Raw genomic sequence first — 14,135 nt, 5'->3', positions numbered from 1 at the left:
CCGTGGCCCTGGTGTCCGGTTCGCATCGCGGCCGGTACGCTCCGCGGGTGCGTGGAATCCTTCTCGCCGGTGGCACCGGCTCCCGACTCTGGCCGATCACCCGGGCGGTGTCCAAGCAGCTGATGCCGGTCTTCGACAAGCCGATGATCTACTACCCGCTCTCCACCCTGGTGATGTCCGGGGTGCGGGAGGTCCTGGTCATCACGACGCCGGAGGACCAAACCCAGTTCCAGCGGCTGCTCGGCGACGGCTCCCAGTGGGGCCTGCGCCTGGAGTACGTCGCCCAGCCCCGCCCGGAGGGCATCGCGCAGGCCTTCGTGCTCGGTGCGGACTTCATCGGCGACGAGCCGGTCGCGCTGATCCTGGGTGACAACATCTTCCACGGCGCCGGCCTGGGCCGGCAGCTCGCCGCCAACACCGACCTGGTCGGCGGCCGGGTCTTCGCGTACCCGGTGGCCAACCCCGAGGCGTACGGGGTGGTGGACTTCGACGCCGACGGCAGGGTCCTGTCGATCGAGGAAAAGCCGGAGAAGCCGAAGTCCCGGTACGCGGTGCCCGGGTTGTACTTCTACGACAACCGGGTCGTCGACATCGCCCGCAAGCTCACCCCGAGCGCCCGGGGCGAGCTGGAGATCACCGCGGTGAACGAGGTGTACCGCGAGTTCGGCGAGCTGTCGGTGACCGTGCTGGACCGGGGCACCGCCTGGCTGGACACCGGCACCTTCACCTCGATGATGCAGGCCGGCGAGTTCGTCCGGGTGATCGAGGAGCGGCAGGGCATGAAGATCGGCTGCGTCGAGGAGGTGGCCTGGCGGGCCGGCCTGATCGACGACGCGCGGCTGCGCGAGCTGGCCGCGCCGCTGGCCAAGAGCGGCTACGGCGACTACCTGCTCGGCCTGCTGGCCGAGGGGTCGGAGGCGGCCCGATGAAGATCCGTCCGCTGAGCATCGAGGGCGCCTGGGAGATCACCCCCCAGCAGCACGGCGACCCGCGCGGGCTGTTCATGGAGTGGTACCGCTTCGACCGGCTCGCCGAGGCGGTCGGCCACCCGCTGCGGCTGGCCCAGGGAAACCTGTCGGTCTCCGCCCGCGGCGTGGTGCGCGGCATCCACTTCGCCGACGTCCCACCCGGCCAGGCCAAGTACGTCACCTGCGTGCGCGGGGCGGTGCTCGACGTGATCGTCGACCTGCGGGTCGGCTCGCCGACCTTCGGGCGGTGGGAGGGCGTCCGGCTGGACGACGCCGACCGCCGCGCGGTCTACCTCGCCGAGGGACTGGGGCACGGCTTCTGCGCGCTGACCGACGACGCCACGCTCAGCTACCTCTGCTCCACCACCTACAACCCGAGCGGCGAGCACGCGGTGCATCCGCTCGATGAGGACCTGGCGATCGAGTGGCCGGCCGAGGTGCCGCAGCTCTCCGCCCGGGACGACGCCGCGCCGACCCTGGCGCAGGCCCGGGAGTCCGGGCTGCTGCCCGACTTCGCGGTCTGCCGGTCGTTCACCGCCGGGCTCAGGCCGGACGGAATGTCGTACTCGGACGGGATTTGATCGACCGGAGAGCATGAGCTGTGCCGCGACAGTGACGAACGGGGCCTCCGGGCGGCTAATGTCACATCATGGAGCGGCGAATCTTCGGCCTCGAGACCGAGTACGGCGTCACCTGCACCTACCGGGGGCAGCGACGGTTGTCCCCCGACGAGGTAGCCCGGTACCTCTTCCGCCGCGTCGTGTCGTGGGGGCGGTCGAGCAACGTCTTCCTGCGCAACGGCGCCCGGCTCTACCTCGACGTCGGGTCCCACCCGGAGTACGCCACCCCCGAGTGCGACTCCGTGGTGGACCTGGTCGCCCACGACCGGGCCGGTGAGCGGATCCTCGAAGGGCTGCTCATCGACGCCGAGAAGCGGCTGCACGACGAGGGCATCGCGGGCGAGATCTACCTGTTCAAGAACAACACCGACTCGGCCGGCAACTCGTACGGCTGCCACGAGAACTACCTGGTGTCCCGGCACGGCGAGTTCGGCCGGCTCGCCGACGTGCTGATCCCCTTCCTGGTCACCCGACAGTTGATCTGCGGCGCCGGCAAGGTGCTGCAGACCCCGCGCGGGGCGGTCTACTGCCTGTCCCAGCGGGCCGAGCACATCTGGGAGGGCGTCTCCTCGGCGACCACCCGCAGCCGCCCGATCATCAACACCCGCGACGAGCCGCACGCCGACGCGGAGCGCTACCGCCGGCTGCACGTCATCGTCGGCGACTCCAACATGAACGAGGTCACCACGCTGCTCAAGGTCGGCTCCGCCGACATCGTGCTGCGGATGATCGAGGCCGGCGTGGTGATGCGCGACCTGTCGCTGGAGAACCCGATCCGGGCGATCCGCGAGGTGTCGCACGACATCACCGGCCGGCGCAAGGTGCGGCTGGCCTCCGGCAAGGAGGTCAGCGCCCTGGAGATCCAGCAGGAATACCTCGCCAAGGCGACCGAGTTCGTGGAGCGGCGCGGCGGCGACCAGACCGCCAAGCGGGTCGTGGAGCTCTGGGGTCGGGTGCTGCGCGCGGTGGAAACCGGTGACCTGGAGCCGGTCTCCCGGGAGATCGACTGGGTGACCAAGCTGCGCCTGATCGAGCGCTACCAGCGCAAGCACGACCTGCCGCTGTCCCACCCCCGGGTGGCCCAGATGGACCTGGCCTACCACGACGTGCGCCGGGGCCGGGGCCTCTACGCGCTGCTGGAGCGGCGCGGCGAGGTGGACCGGATCGCCACCGACCCGGAGATCTTCGAGGCGAAGGAGACCCCGCCGCAGACCACCCGGGCCCGGCTGCGCGGGGAGTTCATCCGGCACGCCCAGGAGAAGCGGCGCGACTTCACCGTCGACTGGGTGCACCTGAAGCTCAACGACCAGGCGCAGCGCACCGTGCTCTGCAAGGACCCGTTCCGGGCGTACGACGAGCGGGTCGAGCGGCTGATCGCCAGCATGTGACGTTCCGGCGGCCGGTGCGGCACGCACCGGCCGCCGGCCCACCGGTACGCTGGCGTGGCGATGAACACTTCCGAATCCTCCGACCGCGAGCGCGGCGCCGAGAAGCTGAACTGGATCGAGCGTCGGCGCGAGAAGATCCGCGAGGAGATCGCGCGCAACCGTCGCGGCGAATACACCGTGCCGACCTGGGTGCTGGTGGTTGCCCTGGTCGCCATCGTCGGGGGCTGGTTCGCCCTCATCTTCCTCGTCGGCTGACCCGCCCTCCGGCGCTCAGCCCGGCAGGCCCGCCGCGTGCCGTCCGGCCGCCGCCGCGGCCAGGAAGTAGGCGTGGTCGGCGTCCAGGCCACGACCCATCGTGGACAGCGTCACCGGCAGGGCGCGCAGCGCGTCGTCCAGGCCGTCGGTGGGCACCCGGACCAGGGCGTGCCGCGCCGCGAGCGGGGCCAGCGCGGCGTCCACCTCGGCGGCCAGCGCCGGCGCCAGGTCCGCCGGCACGACGAGGTCCGCCCGGGCCAGGGCGACCCGGCCGTACGCGGTGAGGCTGTGGTGCGACACCCCCCGGTGCCGGGGGCGGGGGTCGGCGTCGGAGATCCGCAGTGAGCCGACCGGCCGACCGCCGAGCGCGGCCACCGCGTTCACCGCCTCGCCGACGGCCACCCCGGAGAAGCCCCACCGGGTGCCGGTGCCCAGGTTGCCGGGGCCCTGGGCGACGATCGCCACGTCGGCGCGGAGCACGTGCCGGGCGGCCAGCAGCCCGCTGTGCAGGGTGGCGGCCTCCAGGTCACCGCCGAACGCCTGCCCCACGCTGACCGTGCCGACCAGGTGGTCGCGCAGCCCGTCCAGGGTGCGGGAGAACCAGGCGGGCAGTGCCCCGCCGTCGGTGAGCAGGTAGGCCACCCTGGCCCCGGGGGCGTCGGCGTGGACGCCGGCCAGGATCGCCGGCAGCGCCGAGTGCAGGTCGGCGGTGACCACCGGCAACCCGTCCAGTCCCTCCGCGGCGGCGAGCAGCTCGTGGTGCGGGGAGGCCTCCTCGTCGACGCCGAGCATGATCGGTTGCAGCGGGGTGTACCGGGCCTTGACCAGGTGCCCGGCGTCGCGGGTGTCGCCACCCTGCGGCGGGTCGGCGGGCAGCCGGTCGGGCAGCGCCACGACCAGCGCGTACCCGCCGGTGCCGAGGCCCATCAGCAGGGCGCCGGCGTTGAGCAGCACCCGGTCGCCGGGCTCCGGGTCGCCGACCAGCGCCGGGTAGGCCAGCGCCCGCATGGTGGACCCGTCGGGCAGGGCGACGTCGAGTTCCACCGCGCCGGCCCAGCGCCGCCGTACCGTCGTGACCGTTCCCGACCGCCATCGCACCATGCCGGCGACGCTATCGGCGACGCCGCGGGGCGCCGCCCCCGGGGGCCGCGGCTCAGGGCTGGCCGGTCGCCCGGGTCTGCTGGTCCACCGGACGTTCCTGCTCGTCCTGGGTCCGTCGGGCCCGCCGGCCGTCCTTGCCGGGCATCGAGCGGGTGGGGTCGAGGAAGACGTACCCGATCTCCGGGTAGCGCTCGGTGAGCCGGCGCTCCGCCTCGTCGGCGGCTGCCTCGATGTCCGCGCCGGTGGCGTCGTCGTGGAAGTCGACCTTGGCGGCGACCAGGATGTCCTCCGGGCCGAGCTGCATGGTCATCAGGGTGTCGATCCGGTTGACGGTGGGCAGGCCGGCCAGCTCCCGCTCGATCTCTCGGTGCAGCCGCTCGGGCACGGCCCGGCCGACCAGCAGCGACAGGTTGCTCTTGGCGAGGATCGTGGCCACCACCAGTAGCAGCAGGCCGATCGCGATCGAGGCCAGGCCGTCCCAGAGCTCGTCGTCGGTGTATTCCGACAGGCCGAGCCCGATCCCGGCGATGAGCAGGCCGGTCAGGGCGGCGCTGTCCTCCAGGAAGACCGCCTTGACCGTGGTGTCGGCGGTCAGCCACAGGAAGCGGCGCGGGGTGGTCCGCCAGCGGCGGGACTCGCGGCGGATCTGCCGCACGGCCCGGGCCAGGGAGATCGACTCTATGGCGAAGGAGACCGCCAGCACGATGTACGACGTCAGGTAGTTGCCGGTGTGCTTGTGCACGAGGATGGTGGTCACGCCGTGGGTGATCGCGAACCCGGCCCCGGCGACGAAGGTGAACAGCGCGGCGAGGAAGGCCCAGACGTAGCTCTCCTTGCCGTACCCGAAGGGGTGCCGGGTGTCCGCGGGCCGCGCGCCCCGGCGCAGCGCCAGGTAGAGCAGCACCTCGGTGGTGGTGTCGGCGACCGAGTGGGCGGCCTCGGAGAGCATCGCCGCGGAGCCGGAGATCAGCCCGGCGACCAGCTTGGCGATGGCGATGGCGAGGTTCGCCGCACCGGCGACGACGACGGTGCCGACGCTCTCGGTCTTGACTTCCGCTTCCGACATGCGGTCACCCTAAGTCTGCCCGGTCGACGCCGCCCCGGGAGTGGACGCGGAGGTCCACCACACGCCGCGCCCGCGCGGGTGCACCCGCGCGACGTGTGGGCTGCTAGCGTTCACACGTGTCGCGCAGCCGTACCGAACGCCTGGTCAACCTGGTGATCTGCCTGCTGTCCACGCGACGGTTCCTGACCGCCGCGCAGATCGCCGCGACCGTGCCCGGTTACGAGCACGATCCGGACGACCCGAAGGAGCACGAGGCCTTCCAGCGCAAGTTCGAGCGGGACAAGGCCGAACTGCGGGAGCTGGGGGTGCCGCTGGAGACGGGCACGGCCAGCGTCTTCGACGCCGAACCCGGCTACCGGATCGCGCACCGGGAGTACGCGCTGCCGGACATTCCGCTCGCGCCGGATGAGGCCGCGGCCGTGGGCATCGCCGCCCGGCTCTGGCAGCACGCCGGGCTGGCCGCCGCCGCCTCCTCCGGGCTGGCCAAGCTGCGCGCCGCCGGCGTCGACGTGGACCCCCAGGCCACCCTGGGCCTGGAGCCCATGGTCACCGTCGACCCGTCGTTCGCGCCGCTGACCGCCGCCGCCCGGGACCGGCGCCAGGTCAACTTCGACTACCGGGTGCCCGACCGCGACGAGCCGACCCGCCGCCGCCTCCAGCCGTGGGGCGTGGTCTGCTGGCGCGGCCGGTGGTACGTGGTCGGCCACGACCTGGACCGGGAGGCGACCCGCTGCTTCCGGCTCTCCCGGGTGGTGGGCGCGGTCCGGGTGACCGGTGAACCGGGCGGCTACCAGCCGCCGGCCGGCGTCGACCTGATCAGCCACGTGGCCCGCTGGTCCGGGCCGGTCGAGCGGACCGGCCGGGCCACCGTGCTGGTCGCCCCGGGTCGGGCCGCCGGCCTGCGGCGCTGGGCGGTGCAGAGCGGGTCCGGGCCGGACGGCGACCGGCTGGTGCTGCCGTACGCCGACCCGGAGCACCTCGCCGGCCAGCTCGTCGGGTACGGCCCGGACGTGCGGGTGCTCGACCCGCCGGAGGTGCGCGACGCGGTGATCCAGCGGCTCAAGGAGATCGCCGCCCGGCACGACGAGCTGACCGTCACCGGGGGTGCCCGGTGACCCGCCCCGCCGCCCGCGGCGCCTCCCGGACCTCGGCCGACCGGCTGGCCCGGCTGCTCAACCTGGTGCCCTACCTGCTGGCCCGCCCCGGCATCGAGATCGCCGAGGCGGCCGACGACCTGGGGGTCACCGAGCGGCAGCTGCGCGAGGACCTGGAGCTGCTCTGGGTCTGCGGGCTGCCCGGATACGGCCCGGGCGACCTGATCGACATGGCCTTCGACGGCGACCGGGTCACCATCACCTACGACGCCGGCATCGACCGGCCGCTGCGGCTCACCCCGGACGAGGCGCTGGCTCTGGTGGTGGCGCTGCGGATGCTCGCCGAGACGCCCGGGGTGGCCAACCGGGAGGCCGTGGAACGGGCCCTCGCCAAGATCGAGAACGCCGCCGGCGACCTGGTCGGCGCCCCGGTGGCGGTGCGGCTGCCCGGGGAGAGCAAGCGGGTACGCGAGCTGCGCGACGCGGTGGAGCGGCGCCGGGCGCTGCGGATCACCTACTACACCGCCGCCCGGGACGAGAGCACCGAGCGGACCATCGACCCGCTGCGGATGCTCATGGTCGACGGCCGGGCGTACGTGGAGGCGTGGTGCCGCCGGGCCGAGGCGGTCCGGCTGTTCCGGGCCGACCGGATCGACGCGGTCACCGAGCTGGACGAGCCGGCCGTGGTGCCGCCGCAGGCCCGCCCGCACGACCTGAGCGACGGGGTCTTCCGTCCCACGCCCGACCTGCCGCTGATCACCGTGCGGATCGGCCGGGGGGAGCGGTGGATCACCGAGTACTACCCGTGCGAGCGGATCGACGCCGACGGGGACCACTGGCTGGTCTCGCTGCGGGTGACCGACCTGGGCTGGGCCCGCCGGTTCGTGCTGGGGCTCGGGCCGGACGTGACGGTGGTCGCCCCGGTCGAGCTGGCCGAGCAGGTACGCGCCCAGGCGGCCGCCGCGCTCGAGGCGTACGCCAGCCCGGTGGGCGGCACGCCGTCGGCCGACCCGGCGGAGCCGGCGGTCACCCAGTAGGCTGACCGCCGTGGTGAAGTGGATCGTGCTCGCGGTGGTGCTGTTCGCGCTCGTCGTGCTGGCCCTGGCGGTCCGGCCGGTGCTGGCGCGGCTGCCCCGGCTGCGCCGGGCGGCGATGGCGCTCCAGCGACGCCAGGCCGAGGCGGAGACGCTGCGAGCGTCGGCCGAGGTGCTCCAGGAGCGGGCGGAGGCGTTGCAGCAGCGCGCGGCCGTCGCGCAGGAGCGGGTCGAGCTGATCAAGGCCAAGCGGGGGAAGTGATCGATCACGGTCGGTGCATCGCGCGCCGGCTGCGCGATCGGCGCCCGTTTCGCGCACGGATGAACGTGTCCAGGTGGTTGACGGGACATCCCGGGGTGGTCAAGACTTCACCGGCCGGGCACCGTTGGCAGTGGCCCGGCGGGTGGCAACGGCTCTCGACGCACGTACGATGGGCTGCGACACACCCTTCGACACAGAGCGACTGGAGCTTCCCATGGGTGCCCTCAAGCCGTGGCACATCGCCGTACTCGTGGTCGTGCTGATCCTGCTCTTCGGCGCGAAGCGGCTCCCCGACGCGGCCCGCTCGCTGGGCCGCTCGCTGCGGATCATCAAGGCGGAGACCAAGAGCCTGCAGGACGACGACCGCGACCTGGCCGAGAAGGCCGACGCGCAGGCCGGCTACCAGCCGCTGCCGCCGTACGCGGGCCAGCAGCCGCCGCAGCAGCAGCCGTACGGCGGGCAGCCCTACGCGCAGCCGCAGCCGCAGCAGCAGCAGTACGCCCCGCAGCCGCAGCAGCCGGTCGCCCCGCCGGTCGACCCGGTGCAGCGCGTCCGCGAGAACTGACCGAAAGGCCCGACCACCGTGGCCTTCGCGCTTCGTAAGCGCGGTCCGAGCGAGTTCGAACGGGCCGCCGACGGGTCGATGACGCTCATGGAGCACATCCGTGAGCTGCGCAACCGTCTCTTCCGCGCCTCGCTGGCGATCGTGGCAGGCCTGATCGCCGGCTTCTGGCTGGCCCAGCCCGCCTTCAATCTGCTCAAGGAGCCGTACTGCAGGCTGCCCGGGGCCACCGATGCCCTGGGCAAATGCCAGCAGTTCCTGCAGCTGTCACCGGCGGACGGTTTCATTCTCAAGCTGAAACTGGCGCTCTGGATCGGCTTGATCATCGGTGCGCCGGTCTGGCTCTACCAGCTCTGGGCGTTCATCGCGCCGGGTCTGCACCGGCACGAGCGCAAGTGGGCGTACATTTTCGTCTCGATGGCGGCGCCGCTCTTCGGGGCCGGGGCGGTGTTGGCCTACCTGGTGGTGGACAAGGGACTGGCGTTCCTGATGGAGTCCGGCGTCACCGGGCTCTCCACTCAACTGGAGGTGACGCGGTACATCTCGTTCGTCACCAATATGATCTTGCTCTTCGGGGTGGCGTTCGAGTTTCCGTTGATCCTGCTCATGCTCAACTTCACCGGGGTGGCGAGTGCGCGGCGTCTGCTGAGCTGGTGGCGTGCGGTGATCTTCATTTCGTTCGCATTCGCCGCGGTGGCGACGCCTGACCCGGGCCCGTTCGGTATGACGCTGCTGGCAGCCGCCCTGTCCCTGCTCTACTTCGTCGCGGTCGGGGTGGCCTTCATCAACGACCGGCGGCGCGGGCGGGGCAAGGAGGTCTACGCGGGCCTCAATGACGACGAGGTGTCGCCGCTGGAGCTGGACGACGAGCCGGTGGCCGCCGGCTCCCGGGTCGACTTCTCCGGCCCGATCGAGGCGCCCGCCCCGGTCGCCGCGCCGGCGCCGATCGAGCGCCGCTACGACGACATGACCTGACGGCTGGCGGCACGGGCCCCAGGCAGCTTTTGTGCTGTCAGGGGCCCTTCTCGTCGTGGCCCATACTTGTCGGCGCCGCACCGCTACCCGCCATAGTCTCGCGCACGCCGCTCCATAGCATCCAGCAGGAATCTCAGTTCGAAGGCCCGTCGCTGGCCGTTTTCGGTCAGTGCGTACGCCCGGTGCATACCGCCTTCGTCGACACCGACCAGGTTCTTTCGGCGGAGTCGGTCGAGCGCTCGGGTGATGCTTCCGTCCGGAAGCCGTACCCCCGCGTGGTCGACGGTTGCCCGTGCCAACTCGCTGAATCGGGCGGGCCGATCCGCTAGACACAGAATGACGAGTGCTTCCCAGCGATGGGAGAACAATCTGTCCAGGTCGCGGAGATACTCAAATCTCATCCGTCTTCCCCCGTGAGCTGCGCGTCAACAGATCGATCCCAGTCGCCGCGCTATTGATGGCCGTGACCTTAATACAACCTAGGCGCAGCGGTGCTGTCAAGCGCGGCAGTCCCATGTGAGATTTCTCGGCGGTACCCCTCCGACAGATGATTCTCGCCAATGCCGCCACACCAAAGTAGTCGTTCAGCTGGTTCCGTGTAGCCAGGTATGGCCTATGGTGTGGAGCGGGGGCGGTTGACGCCACGTTTGGCGGCGATAACGCCAGTTCGGATGCGAGCATTGAGCTCCATCGTCACGTGCCGCACCGGCGACGGCAATGTGAAGACCCGTGCCGAGCCTCCGACCGAGATCCGGTGCCCCGCAGCAGCGAGGCCGCACAGCGGTTGCACGCCCGGCGACGGCTCGGTGAGTACATCTTCAGCGCCTCGCCCTGCCGCGGTACCAACCCGCATCGCCAGCGACCCCCCAAGGAGTAGCCCGGCGCTTCAGCTCCTTTGCCCGAGCTTCCACGCGTCGATAGCCGTGCCCGCTCAACCAGCACCGACTTCAACCACGTCAGCAGCTGCTTTGCAGCCAGCGTCGAGTTGAACCCGGCGGCAAGAAACCCCAGATAACTAACAATGATCTGGTTAGCGATCCGTAGAAATTTGCTAAGTGGTGACACGCCCACTACGCCCTCGACATTTCTCGAGACCGGTTCCAGCCCGCCACCGAGGAACGCACGCACATCGCGCGCTCCATCTTGCAGTAGCCCGACGAGCGGTCGCCCGGATAGACATCTTCTGTCCTCGAAAGGACGTCGTGACGCGGTGGACGGTGGCACGGCCAACCGCAGTTGCGACGCCTACCCCGATACGGAGGAAATGTGATGAGTAAGAACAGAACGCTCCTGCGGCGCGTGGCCAAGGCGCTCGCCCTGGCCCCCATCGTCGCCGGGGCGATCGCGGTGGCGCCGACGGCGGCGCAGGCGGCCTGCACCTCGCCGACGTTCTCGGTCTACCCTGGCTCGGGCATCTCCAGCGTCAGGTACGGACAGGTCGACTTCCATTTCGTGGCGTGCAGTAACCAGGCTCCGTCAGCCTGGAGTGCCTCGGTCGGTACGGTTCAGGTCAACTCGACGGGCAAGAACCTCGGCTTCTTTATCGACGGGACATCGATTCCAACCGACTCGATCGGCTCATCCACCCGGTACTACACGGGCAAGATCGCGGCCAGCACCTGTACACCGCGGGTGGGGTGGCCATGTTCGCGGTCCTACTCGATGACCGTCAAGTTCAGCATGTCTCGGGACCGGTTCGGCAACCCGCAGGTGTACATGGGCGCACGGTCCGCGCCCACCGGCATGGCCCTGTTCACCACCCCCTGATCGCGGCGTCGCCCGCCCGGCTGCCACGCGTACCACGCCCCGGGCGCGTCGGCAGTCGGGCCGAGCCGAATCACGAGCGTTACCGTGCCTTCAGAGGTAAACCCGTTGCAGCACTCTGCACCAGGAACTCGACCCGCCGCGCGGCGACCAGCGGGTCCTTCGCCGCGTGGAACGCGATCACGTGCGGAGCCTGCTCGTGGGCCCGGAACGCGGCCTCGTCGGCGTACACCTCGTAGAAGACCCGGGCCAGCGGCTCGTCGGGCACCCGGTGCGTGGCGTAGACCAGCGTGCCGGGTTCCGCGGCCCGGATCTGCGCCACCGCCCGCTGCGTCAACGCGTCGAAGCTGGCCGCCGACTCCTCGTCGTGGATGTCGAAGCGGACCACCAGAGCGAACACGCGCACCTCCGAAGCTCGTCGTCTCCGGCCGGCCTCGGGCCGGCCGCCGGGATCACGGATTCGGTTCCCGGTCACACTCTGCCCGCGTCGGCGGCTACCGCATCCCGCCGCCCCGGCCCTCGCCTCGGCGCTCCGCGTCAGCAGCGAGCTGATCGCCTGGGTCGGCTAGAGCACCTGGGACAGGAAGCGGCGCAGCCGCGAGTGCTCGGGCGCCTCGAAGATCGCGGCCGGCTCGCCGGCCTCGAGGACCACGCCGTGGTCCATGAAGGCGACGGTGTCGGCGACCGAGCGGGCGAAGCCCATCTCGTGGGTGACCACCACCATCGTCATTCCGCCGGCCGACAGGTCCGCCATCACCGCGAGGACGCCCTTGACCAGCTCCGGGTCGAGCGCGGAGGTGGCCTCGTCGAAGAGCATCACCTGCGGTTGCAGGGCCAGCGCCCGGGCGATCGCCACCCGCTGCTGCTGCCCACCGGAGAGGTGCGCCGGCCGGGAGTCCGCCTTGGCGGCCAGCCCGACCAGCTCCAACTGGGCGCGGGCGACCCGGACCGCCTCGTCCTCGGACAGCTTCCGGATCTTCCGCAGTGCCAGGGTGATGTTGCGCAGCACGGTCATGTGCGGGAAGAGGTTGAACTGCTGGAAGACCATGCCGACCCGCTGGCGCAGCGCGTCCGCGTCGTCGCGCAGCACGCTGCGCCCGTCGAGCAGCACGTCGCCCCGGTCCGGTTCGATGAGCCGGTTGATGGTGCGCAGCAGGGTGGACTTGCCGGAGCCGGACGGGCCGATCACACAGGCGGTGCCGCCGCGGGCGACGTCCAGGTCGGCGCCGCGCAGCACCCTGTTCGCGCCGAACGCGAGGTGCACGTCGCGAACGGCGAGGCTGACGGAGGTGGTGGTGCCGGTGTCGGTCATCGCTGGTCCTTTCCGGTCGGCAGCGCGGCCTCGCCGGCCACCGCCAGACCTCCGTCGTCATCGGGTGGCACGGTCCCCGCACGGCCCTGGCGCAGCCGCCGGTCGATCGCGTTCACCGCGTGGGTCAGCGGCACGGTGAGCAGCAGGTAGAACAGACCGGCCAGCAGGAGCGCGGACTCGTTGCCGGTGGTGGCCGCGTAGTCCTGGCCGATCCGGAACAGCTCCCGCTGGCTGGCCACCAGGCCGAGGAAGTAGACCAGGCTGGAGTCCTTGATCAGGGCGATCAGCTGGTTGACCCAGGCCGGCAGCACCCGGCGTACCCCCTGCGGGACGATCACCAGGCGCATCGCCTCGCCCCAGGAGAAGCCGAGCGCCCGGGCGCCCTCCAACTGGGCGGCCTCCACGCTCTGGATGCCGGCGCGGAAGATCTCACCGATGTACGCGGCGGCGATCAGCGACAGCGCCAGGATGCCCAGCGGGTACGGGTTCGGACCCCAGACCTCCATGCCCAGCGGCGCCAGGCCGACGCCGATGAGCAGGATGGTCGCCGCCGCCGGCAGGCCGCGGAAGATGTCGGTGTAGACCCGGGCCGGCCAGCGCAGCCAGCGGGTACGGGAGATGCCGGCGATGGCCAGCAGCATGCCGAACAGCGAGCCGAGCAGGGCGGCGGTGATCGCCAGGATCAGCGTGTTGGGCAACCCGACGGTCAGCATCTCGGGCAGCGCCTCGCGCATCGCGTCGGTGTCGAAGAAGGTCTCCCACAGGGTGCCTAACGTGTCCATCTAGTTCGTCACCGTCCGCCTGCTCGCTCGTCGTCCGTACCGTCAGGAGGAGGGCGACGCCGACGGCGCCGCGACCGTGCCGCTGCCCGGCGTGAAGTCGGCCGGGATCGGCCGGCCCGGGTAGTACCGCTCCTGGAGCCGGGTCCAGGTGCCGTCGGCGATGACCTGGTCGAGGCCGGAGTTCAGCGCCTCGCGCAGCTTGTCGTTGCCCTTGGCGACGGCGTAGGCGGTCGGGGCGGGGCTGAGCTGCTTCGCGGCCACCGTGATCTTGCCGTTGCTGTCGGCGGCGGACTTCTCGCCGATCTCCGCCGGGGCGATCCAGGCGTCGGCGGTGCCGGCCTTGAGCTGGTTCAGCGCGCCGTTGTAGTCGGGCACCCGGACCGGGTTGAGGTTCTTGCCGGTGGCGTAGTCGTCCTGCACGGTGCCCTGGACGACGACCACCCGCTTGCCGGCGAGCTGGTCGAAGCCGGTGATCGTGGACCCGGCCGGCACGTCGAGTCCGAAGTAGCCGAAGTCGTAGCCGTTGCCGAAGTCGACGGTCTTCCTGCGCGCCTCGGTGATGGTGATCGAGGAGCTGCCCACATCGAACTTGTGGCTGTTGACCTGGGCGAGCAGCGCGGAGAAGTCGGTGCCGACGAACTCCACCTTGAGGCCGACCTTGCCGGCGACGGCGGTGAGCAGGTCGTTGTCGAAGCCGGTGAACCTGCCGTCCTTGAGATACACGTTCGGCGGCGCGTCGGTGAGCGTGCCGGCGCGCAGCACGCCCGGCTGGAGCAGCTCGTACGGGTTGTCGGCGGCGCTGGTGGAGTCGTCGCCGCAGGCGGTCAGCGTGGTGGCCGCCAGGACGGCCGCGGCGCCGAGGGTCGCGACCTTGGACAGGGCAGGAAGGAAGCGCACAGGTGTCTCCGGGTTGATCGGTCGGCGGGCGTGGAGGCACGCCGGGAGACGGTGC

The 14,135-nt window shown here is 71.4% G+C and carries 17 protein-coding genes; 10 read left to right on the top strand and 7 right to left on the bottom strand.

What is annotated here, in order from left to right:
* Window positions 1-47 precede the first annotated feature (47 nt).
* From rfbA to AC5RWQ_RS09880, 4 genes are all read left to right on the top strand, one after another.
* Complete coding sequence (gene rfbA, locus AC5RWQ_RS09895) at window positions 48-929, top strand: glucose-1-phosphate thymidylyltransferase RfbA (protein ID WP_494282436.1); 882 nt, start codon at window positions 48-50, stop codon at window positions 927-929.
* Window positions 926-1,549 carry a dTDP-4-dehydrorhamnose 3,5-epimerase family protein gene (locus AC5RWQ_RS09890; RefSeq protein ID WP_494282435.1) on the top strand — a complete coding sequence of 208 codons (624 nt, stop codon included), beginning with the start codon at window positions 926-928 and terminating at the stop codon, window positions 1,547-1,549. The genes rfbA and AC5RWQ_RS09890 overlap by 4 nt, the downstream gene beginning before the upstream one ends.
* A 68-nt stretch (window positions 1,550-1,617) precedes the next feature.
* A complete protein-coding gene (gene pafA, locus AC5RWQ_RS09885; RefSeq protein ID WP_494282434.1) occupies window positions 1,618-2,976 on the top strand; it encodes a Pup--protein ligase in 1,359 nt (452 codons plus the stop codon).
* Between the two features lie 60 nt (window positions 2,977-3,036).
* Window positions 3,037-3,231 (top strand): hypothetical protein, encoded by a 195-nt coding sequence (locus tag AC5RWQ_RS09880; protein WP_494282433.1) that lies wholly within the window; start codon window positions 3,037-3,039, stop codon window positions 3,229-3,231.
* Between the two features lie 15 nt (window positions 3,232-3,246).
* Here AC5RWQ_RS09880 and AC5RWQ_RS09875 read toward each other — a convergent pair whose 3' ends face one another.
* The gene (locus AC5RWQ_RS09875; protein ID WP_494282432.1) at window positions 3,247-4,332 is read right to left on the bottom strand and encodes a DUF3866 family protein; all 1,086 of its coding nucleotides are present in this window, start codon (window positions 4,330-4,332) and stop codon (window positions 3,247-3,249) included.
* 52 nt (window positions 4,333-4,384) lie between these two features.
* On the bottom strand, window positions 4,385-5,398 hold the full coding sequence (locus AC5RWQ_RS09870) for a cation diffusion facilitator family transporter (RefSeq protein ID WP_494282431.1): 1,014 nt from the start codon (window positions 5,396-5,398) through the stop codon (window positions 4,385-4,387).
* A 116-nt stretch (window positions 5,399-5,514) separates the two neighbouring features.
* Between AC5RWQ_RS09870 and AC5RWQ_RS09865 the strand changes: the two genes are divergently transcribed.
* From AC5RWQ_RS09865 to tatC, 5 genes are all read left to right on the top strand, one after another.
* Entirely contained in the window at window positions 5,515-6,513 is a 999-nt protein-coding gene (locus tag AC5RWQ_RS09865) for a helix-turn-helix transcriptional regulator (RefSeq protein ID WP_494282430.1), read from the top strand.
* Window positions 6,510-7,529, top strand: coding sequence for a helix-turn-helix transcriptional regulator (locus AC5RWQ_RS09860; RefSeq protein WP_494282429.1), 1,020 nt, complete (start codon window positions 6,510-6,512; stop codon window positions 7,527-7,529). Before AC5RWQ_RS09865 ends, AC5RWQ_RS09860 begins: the two co-directional genes overlap by 4 nt.
* 10 nt (window positions 7,530-7,539) lie before the next feature.
* Window positions 7,540-7,788, top strand: coding sequence for a hypothetical protein (locus AC5RWQ_RS09855; RefSeq protein ID WP_494282428.1), 249 nt, complete (start codon window positions 7,540-7,542; stop codon window positions 7,786-7,788).
* A 214-nt stretch (window positions 7,789-8,002) separates the two neighbouring features.
* Complete coding sequence (gene tatA / locus AC5RWQ_RS09850) at window positions 8,003-8,353, top strand: Sec-independent protein translocase subunit TatA (protein ID WP_494282427.1); 351 nt, start codon at window positions 8,003-8,005, stop codon at window positions 8,351-8,353.
* Between the two features lie 18 nt (window positions 8,354-8,371).
* A complete protein-coding gene (gene tatC / locus AC5RWQ_RS09845; protein ID WP_494282426.1) occupies window positions 8,372-9,325 on the top strand; it encodes a twin-arginine translocase subunit TatC in 954 nt (317 codons plus the stop codon).
* A gap of 83 nt (window positions 9,326-9,408) precedes the next feature.
* On the opposite strand, the gene AC5RWQ_RS09840 is transcribed toward tatC, so the two are convergent.
* On the bottom strand, window positions 9,409-9,726 hold the full coding sequence (locus AC5RWQ_RS09840) for a winged helix-turn-helix transcriptional regulator (RefSeq protein ID WP_494282425.1): 318 nt from the start codon (window positions 9,724-9,726) through the stop codon (window positions 9,409-9,411).
* 868 nt (window positions 9,727-10,594) lie between these two features.
* Here AC5RWQ_RS09840 and AC5RWQ_RS09835 point away from each other — a divergent pair.
* Complete coding sequence (locus AC5RWQ_RS09835; RefSeq protein ID WP_494282424.1) at window positions 10,595-11,092, top strand: hypothetical protein; 498 nt, start codon at window positions 10,595-10,597, stop codon at window positions 11,090-11,092.
* Between the two features lie 79 nt (window positions 11,093-11,171).
* Here AC5RWQ_RS09835 and AC5RWQ_RS09830 read toward each other — a convergent pair whose 3' ends face one another.
* From AC5RWQ_RS09830 to AC5RWQ_RS09815, 4 genes are all read right to left on the bottom strand, one after another.
* Window positions 11,172-11,495: a putative quinol monooxygenase gene (locus AC5RWQ_RS09830; protein ID WP_494282423.1), complete on the bottom strand. Its 324-nt coding sequence runs from the start codon at window positions 11,493-11,495 to the stop codon at window positions 11,172-11,174.
* 159 nt (window positions 11,496-11,654) lie between these two features.
* Entirely contained in the window at window positions 11,655-12,401 is a 747-nt protein-coding gene (locus AC5RWQ_RS09825) for an amino acid ABC transporter ATP-binding protein (RefSeq protein ID WP_494282422.1), read from the bottom strand.
* A complete protein-coding gene (locus AC5RWQ_RS09820) occupies window positions 12,398-13,183 on the bottom strand; it encodes an amino acid ABC transporter permease (RefSeq protein ID WP_494282421.1) in 786 nt (261 codons plus the stop codon). Before AC5RWQ_RS09820 ends, AC5RWQ_RS09825 begins: the two co-directional genes overlap by 4 nt.
* Window positions 13,184-13,225: 42 nt before the next feature.
* Window positions 13,226-14,080: an ABC transporter substrate-binding protein gene (locus AC5RWQ_RS09815; RefSeq protein WP_494282420.1), complete on the bottom strand. Its 855-nt coding sequence runs from the start codon at window positions 14,078-14,080 to the stop codon at window positions 13,226-13,228.
* Window positions 14,081-14,135 lie beyond the last annotated feature (55 nt).

The sequence above is a fragment of the Micromonospora sp. BS32 genome (assembly GCF_059089345.1).
Note: the sequence above shows the minus strand (reverse complement) of the source record. Positions and strands in the feature narration are given on the sequence as shown.

Coding starts and splice junctions, on each gene's coding strand:
- AC5RWQ_RS09890 (WP_494282435.1), top strand. CDS start 926: ATGAAGATCCGTCCGCTGAGCATCGAGGGCGCCTGGGAGATCACCCCC.
- pafA (WP_494282434.1), top strand. CDS start 1,618: ATGGAGCGGCGAATCTTCGGCCTCGAGACCGAGTACGGCGTCACCTGC.
- AC5RWQ_RS09880 (WP_494282433.1), top strand. CDS start 3,037: ATGAACACTTCCGAATCCTCCGACCGCGAGCGCGGCGCCGAGAAGCTG.
- AC5RWQ_RS09875 (WP_494282432.1), bottom strand. CDS start 4,332: ATGGTGCGATGGCGGTCGGGAACGGTCACGACGGTACGGCGGCGCTGG.
- AC5RWQ_RS09870 (WP_494282431.1), bottom strand. CDS start 5,398: ATGTCGGAAGCGGAAGTCAAGACCGAGAGCGTCGGCACCGTCGTCGTC.
- tatA (WP_494282427.1), top strand. CDS start 8,003: ATGGGTGCCCTCAAGCCGTGGCACATCGCCGTACTCGTGGTCGTGCTG.
- AC5RWQ_RS09840 (WP_494282425.1), bottom strand. CDS start 9,726: ATGAGATTTGAGTATCTCCGCGACCTGGACAGATTGTTCTCCCATCGC.
- AC5RWQ_RS09835 (WP_494282424.1), top strand. CDS start 10,595: ATGAGTAAGAACAGAACGCTCCTGCGGCGCGTGGCCAAGGCGCTCGCC.
- AC5RWQ_RS09825 (WP_494282422.1), bottom strand. CDS start 12,401: ATGACCGACACCGGCACCACCACCTCCGTCAGCCTCGCCGTTCGCGAC.
- AC5RWQ_RS09820 (WP_494282421.1), bottom strand. CDS start 13,183: ATGGACACGTTAGGCACCCTGTGGGAGACCTTCTTCGACACCGACGCG.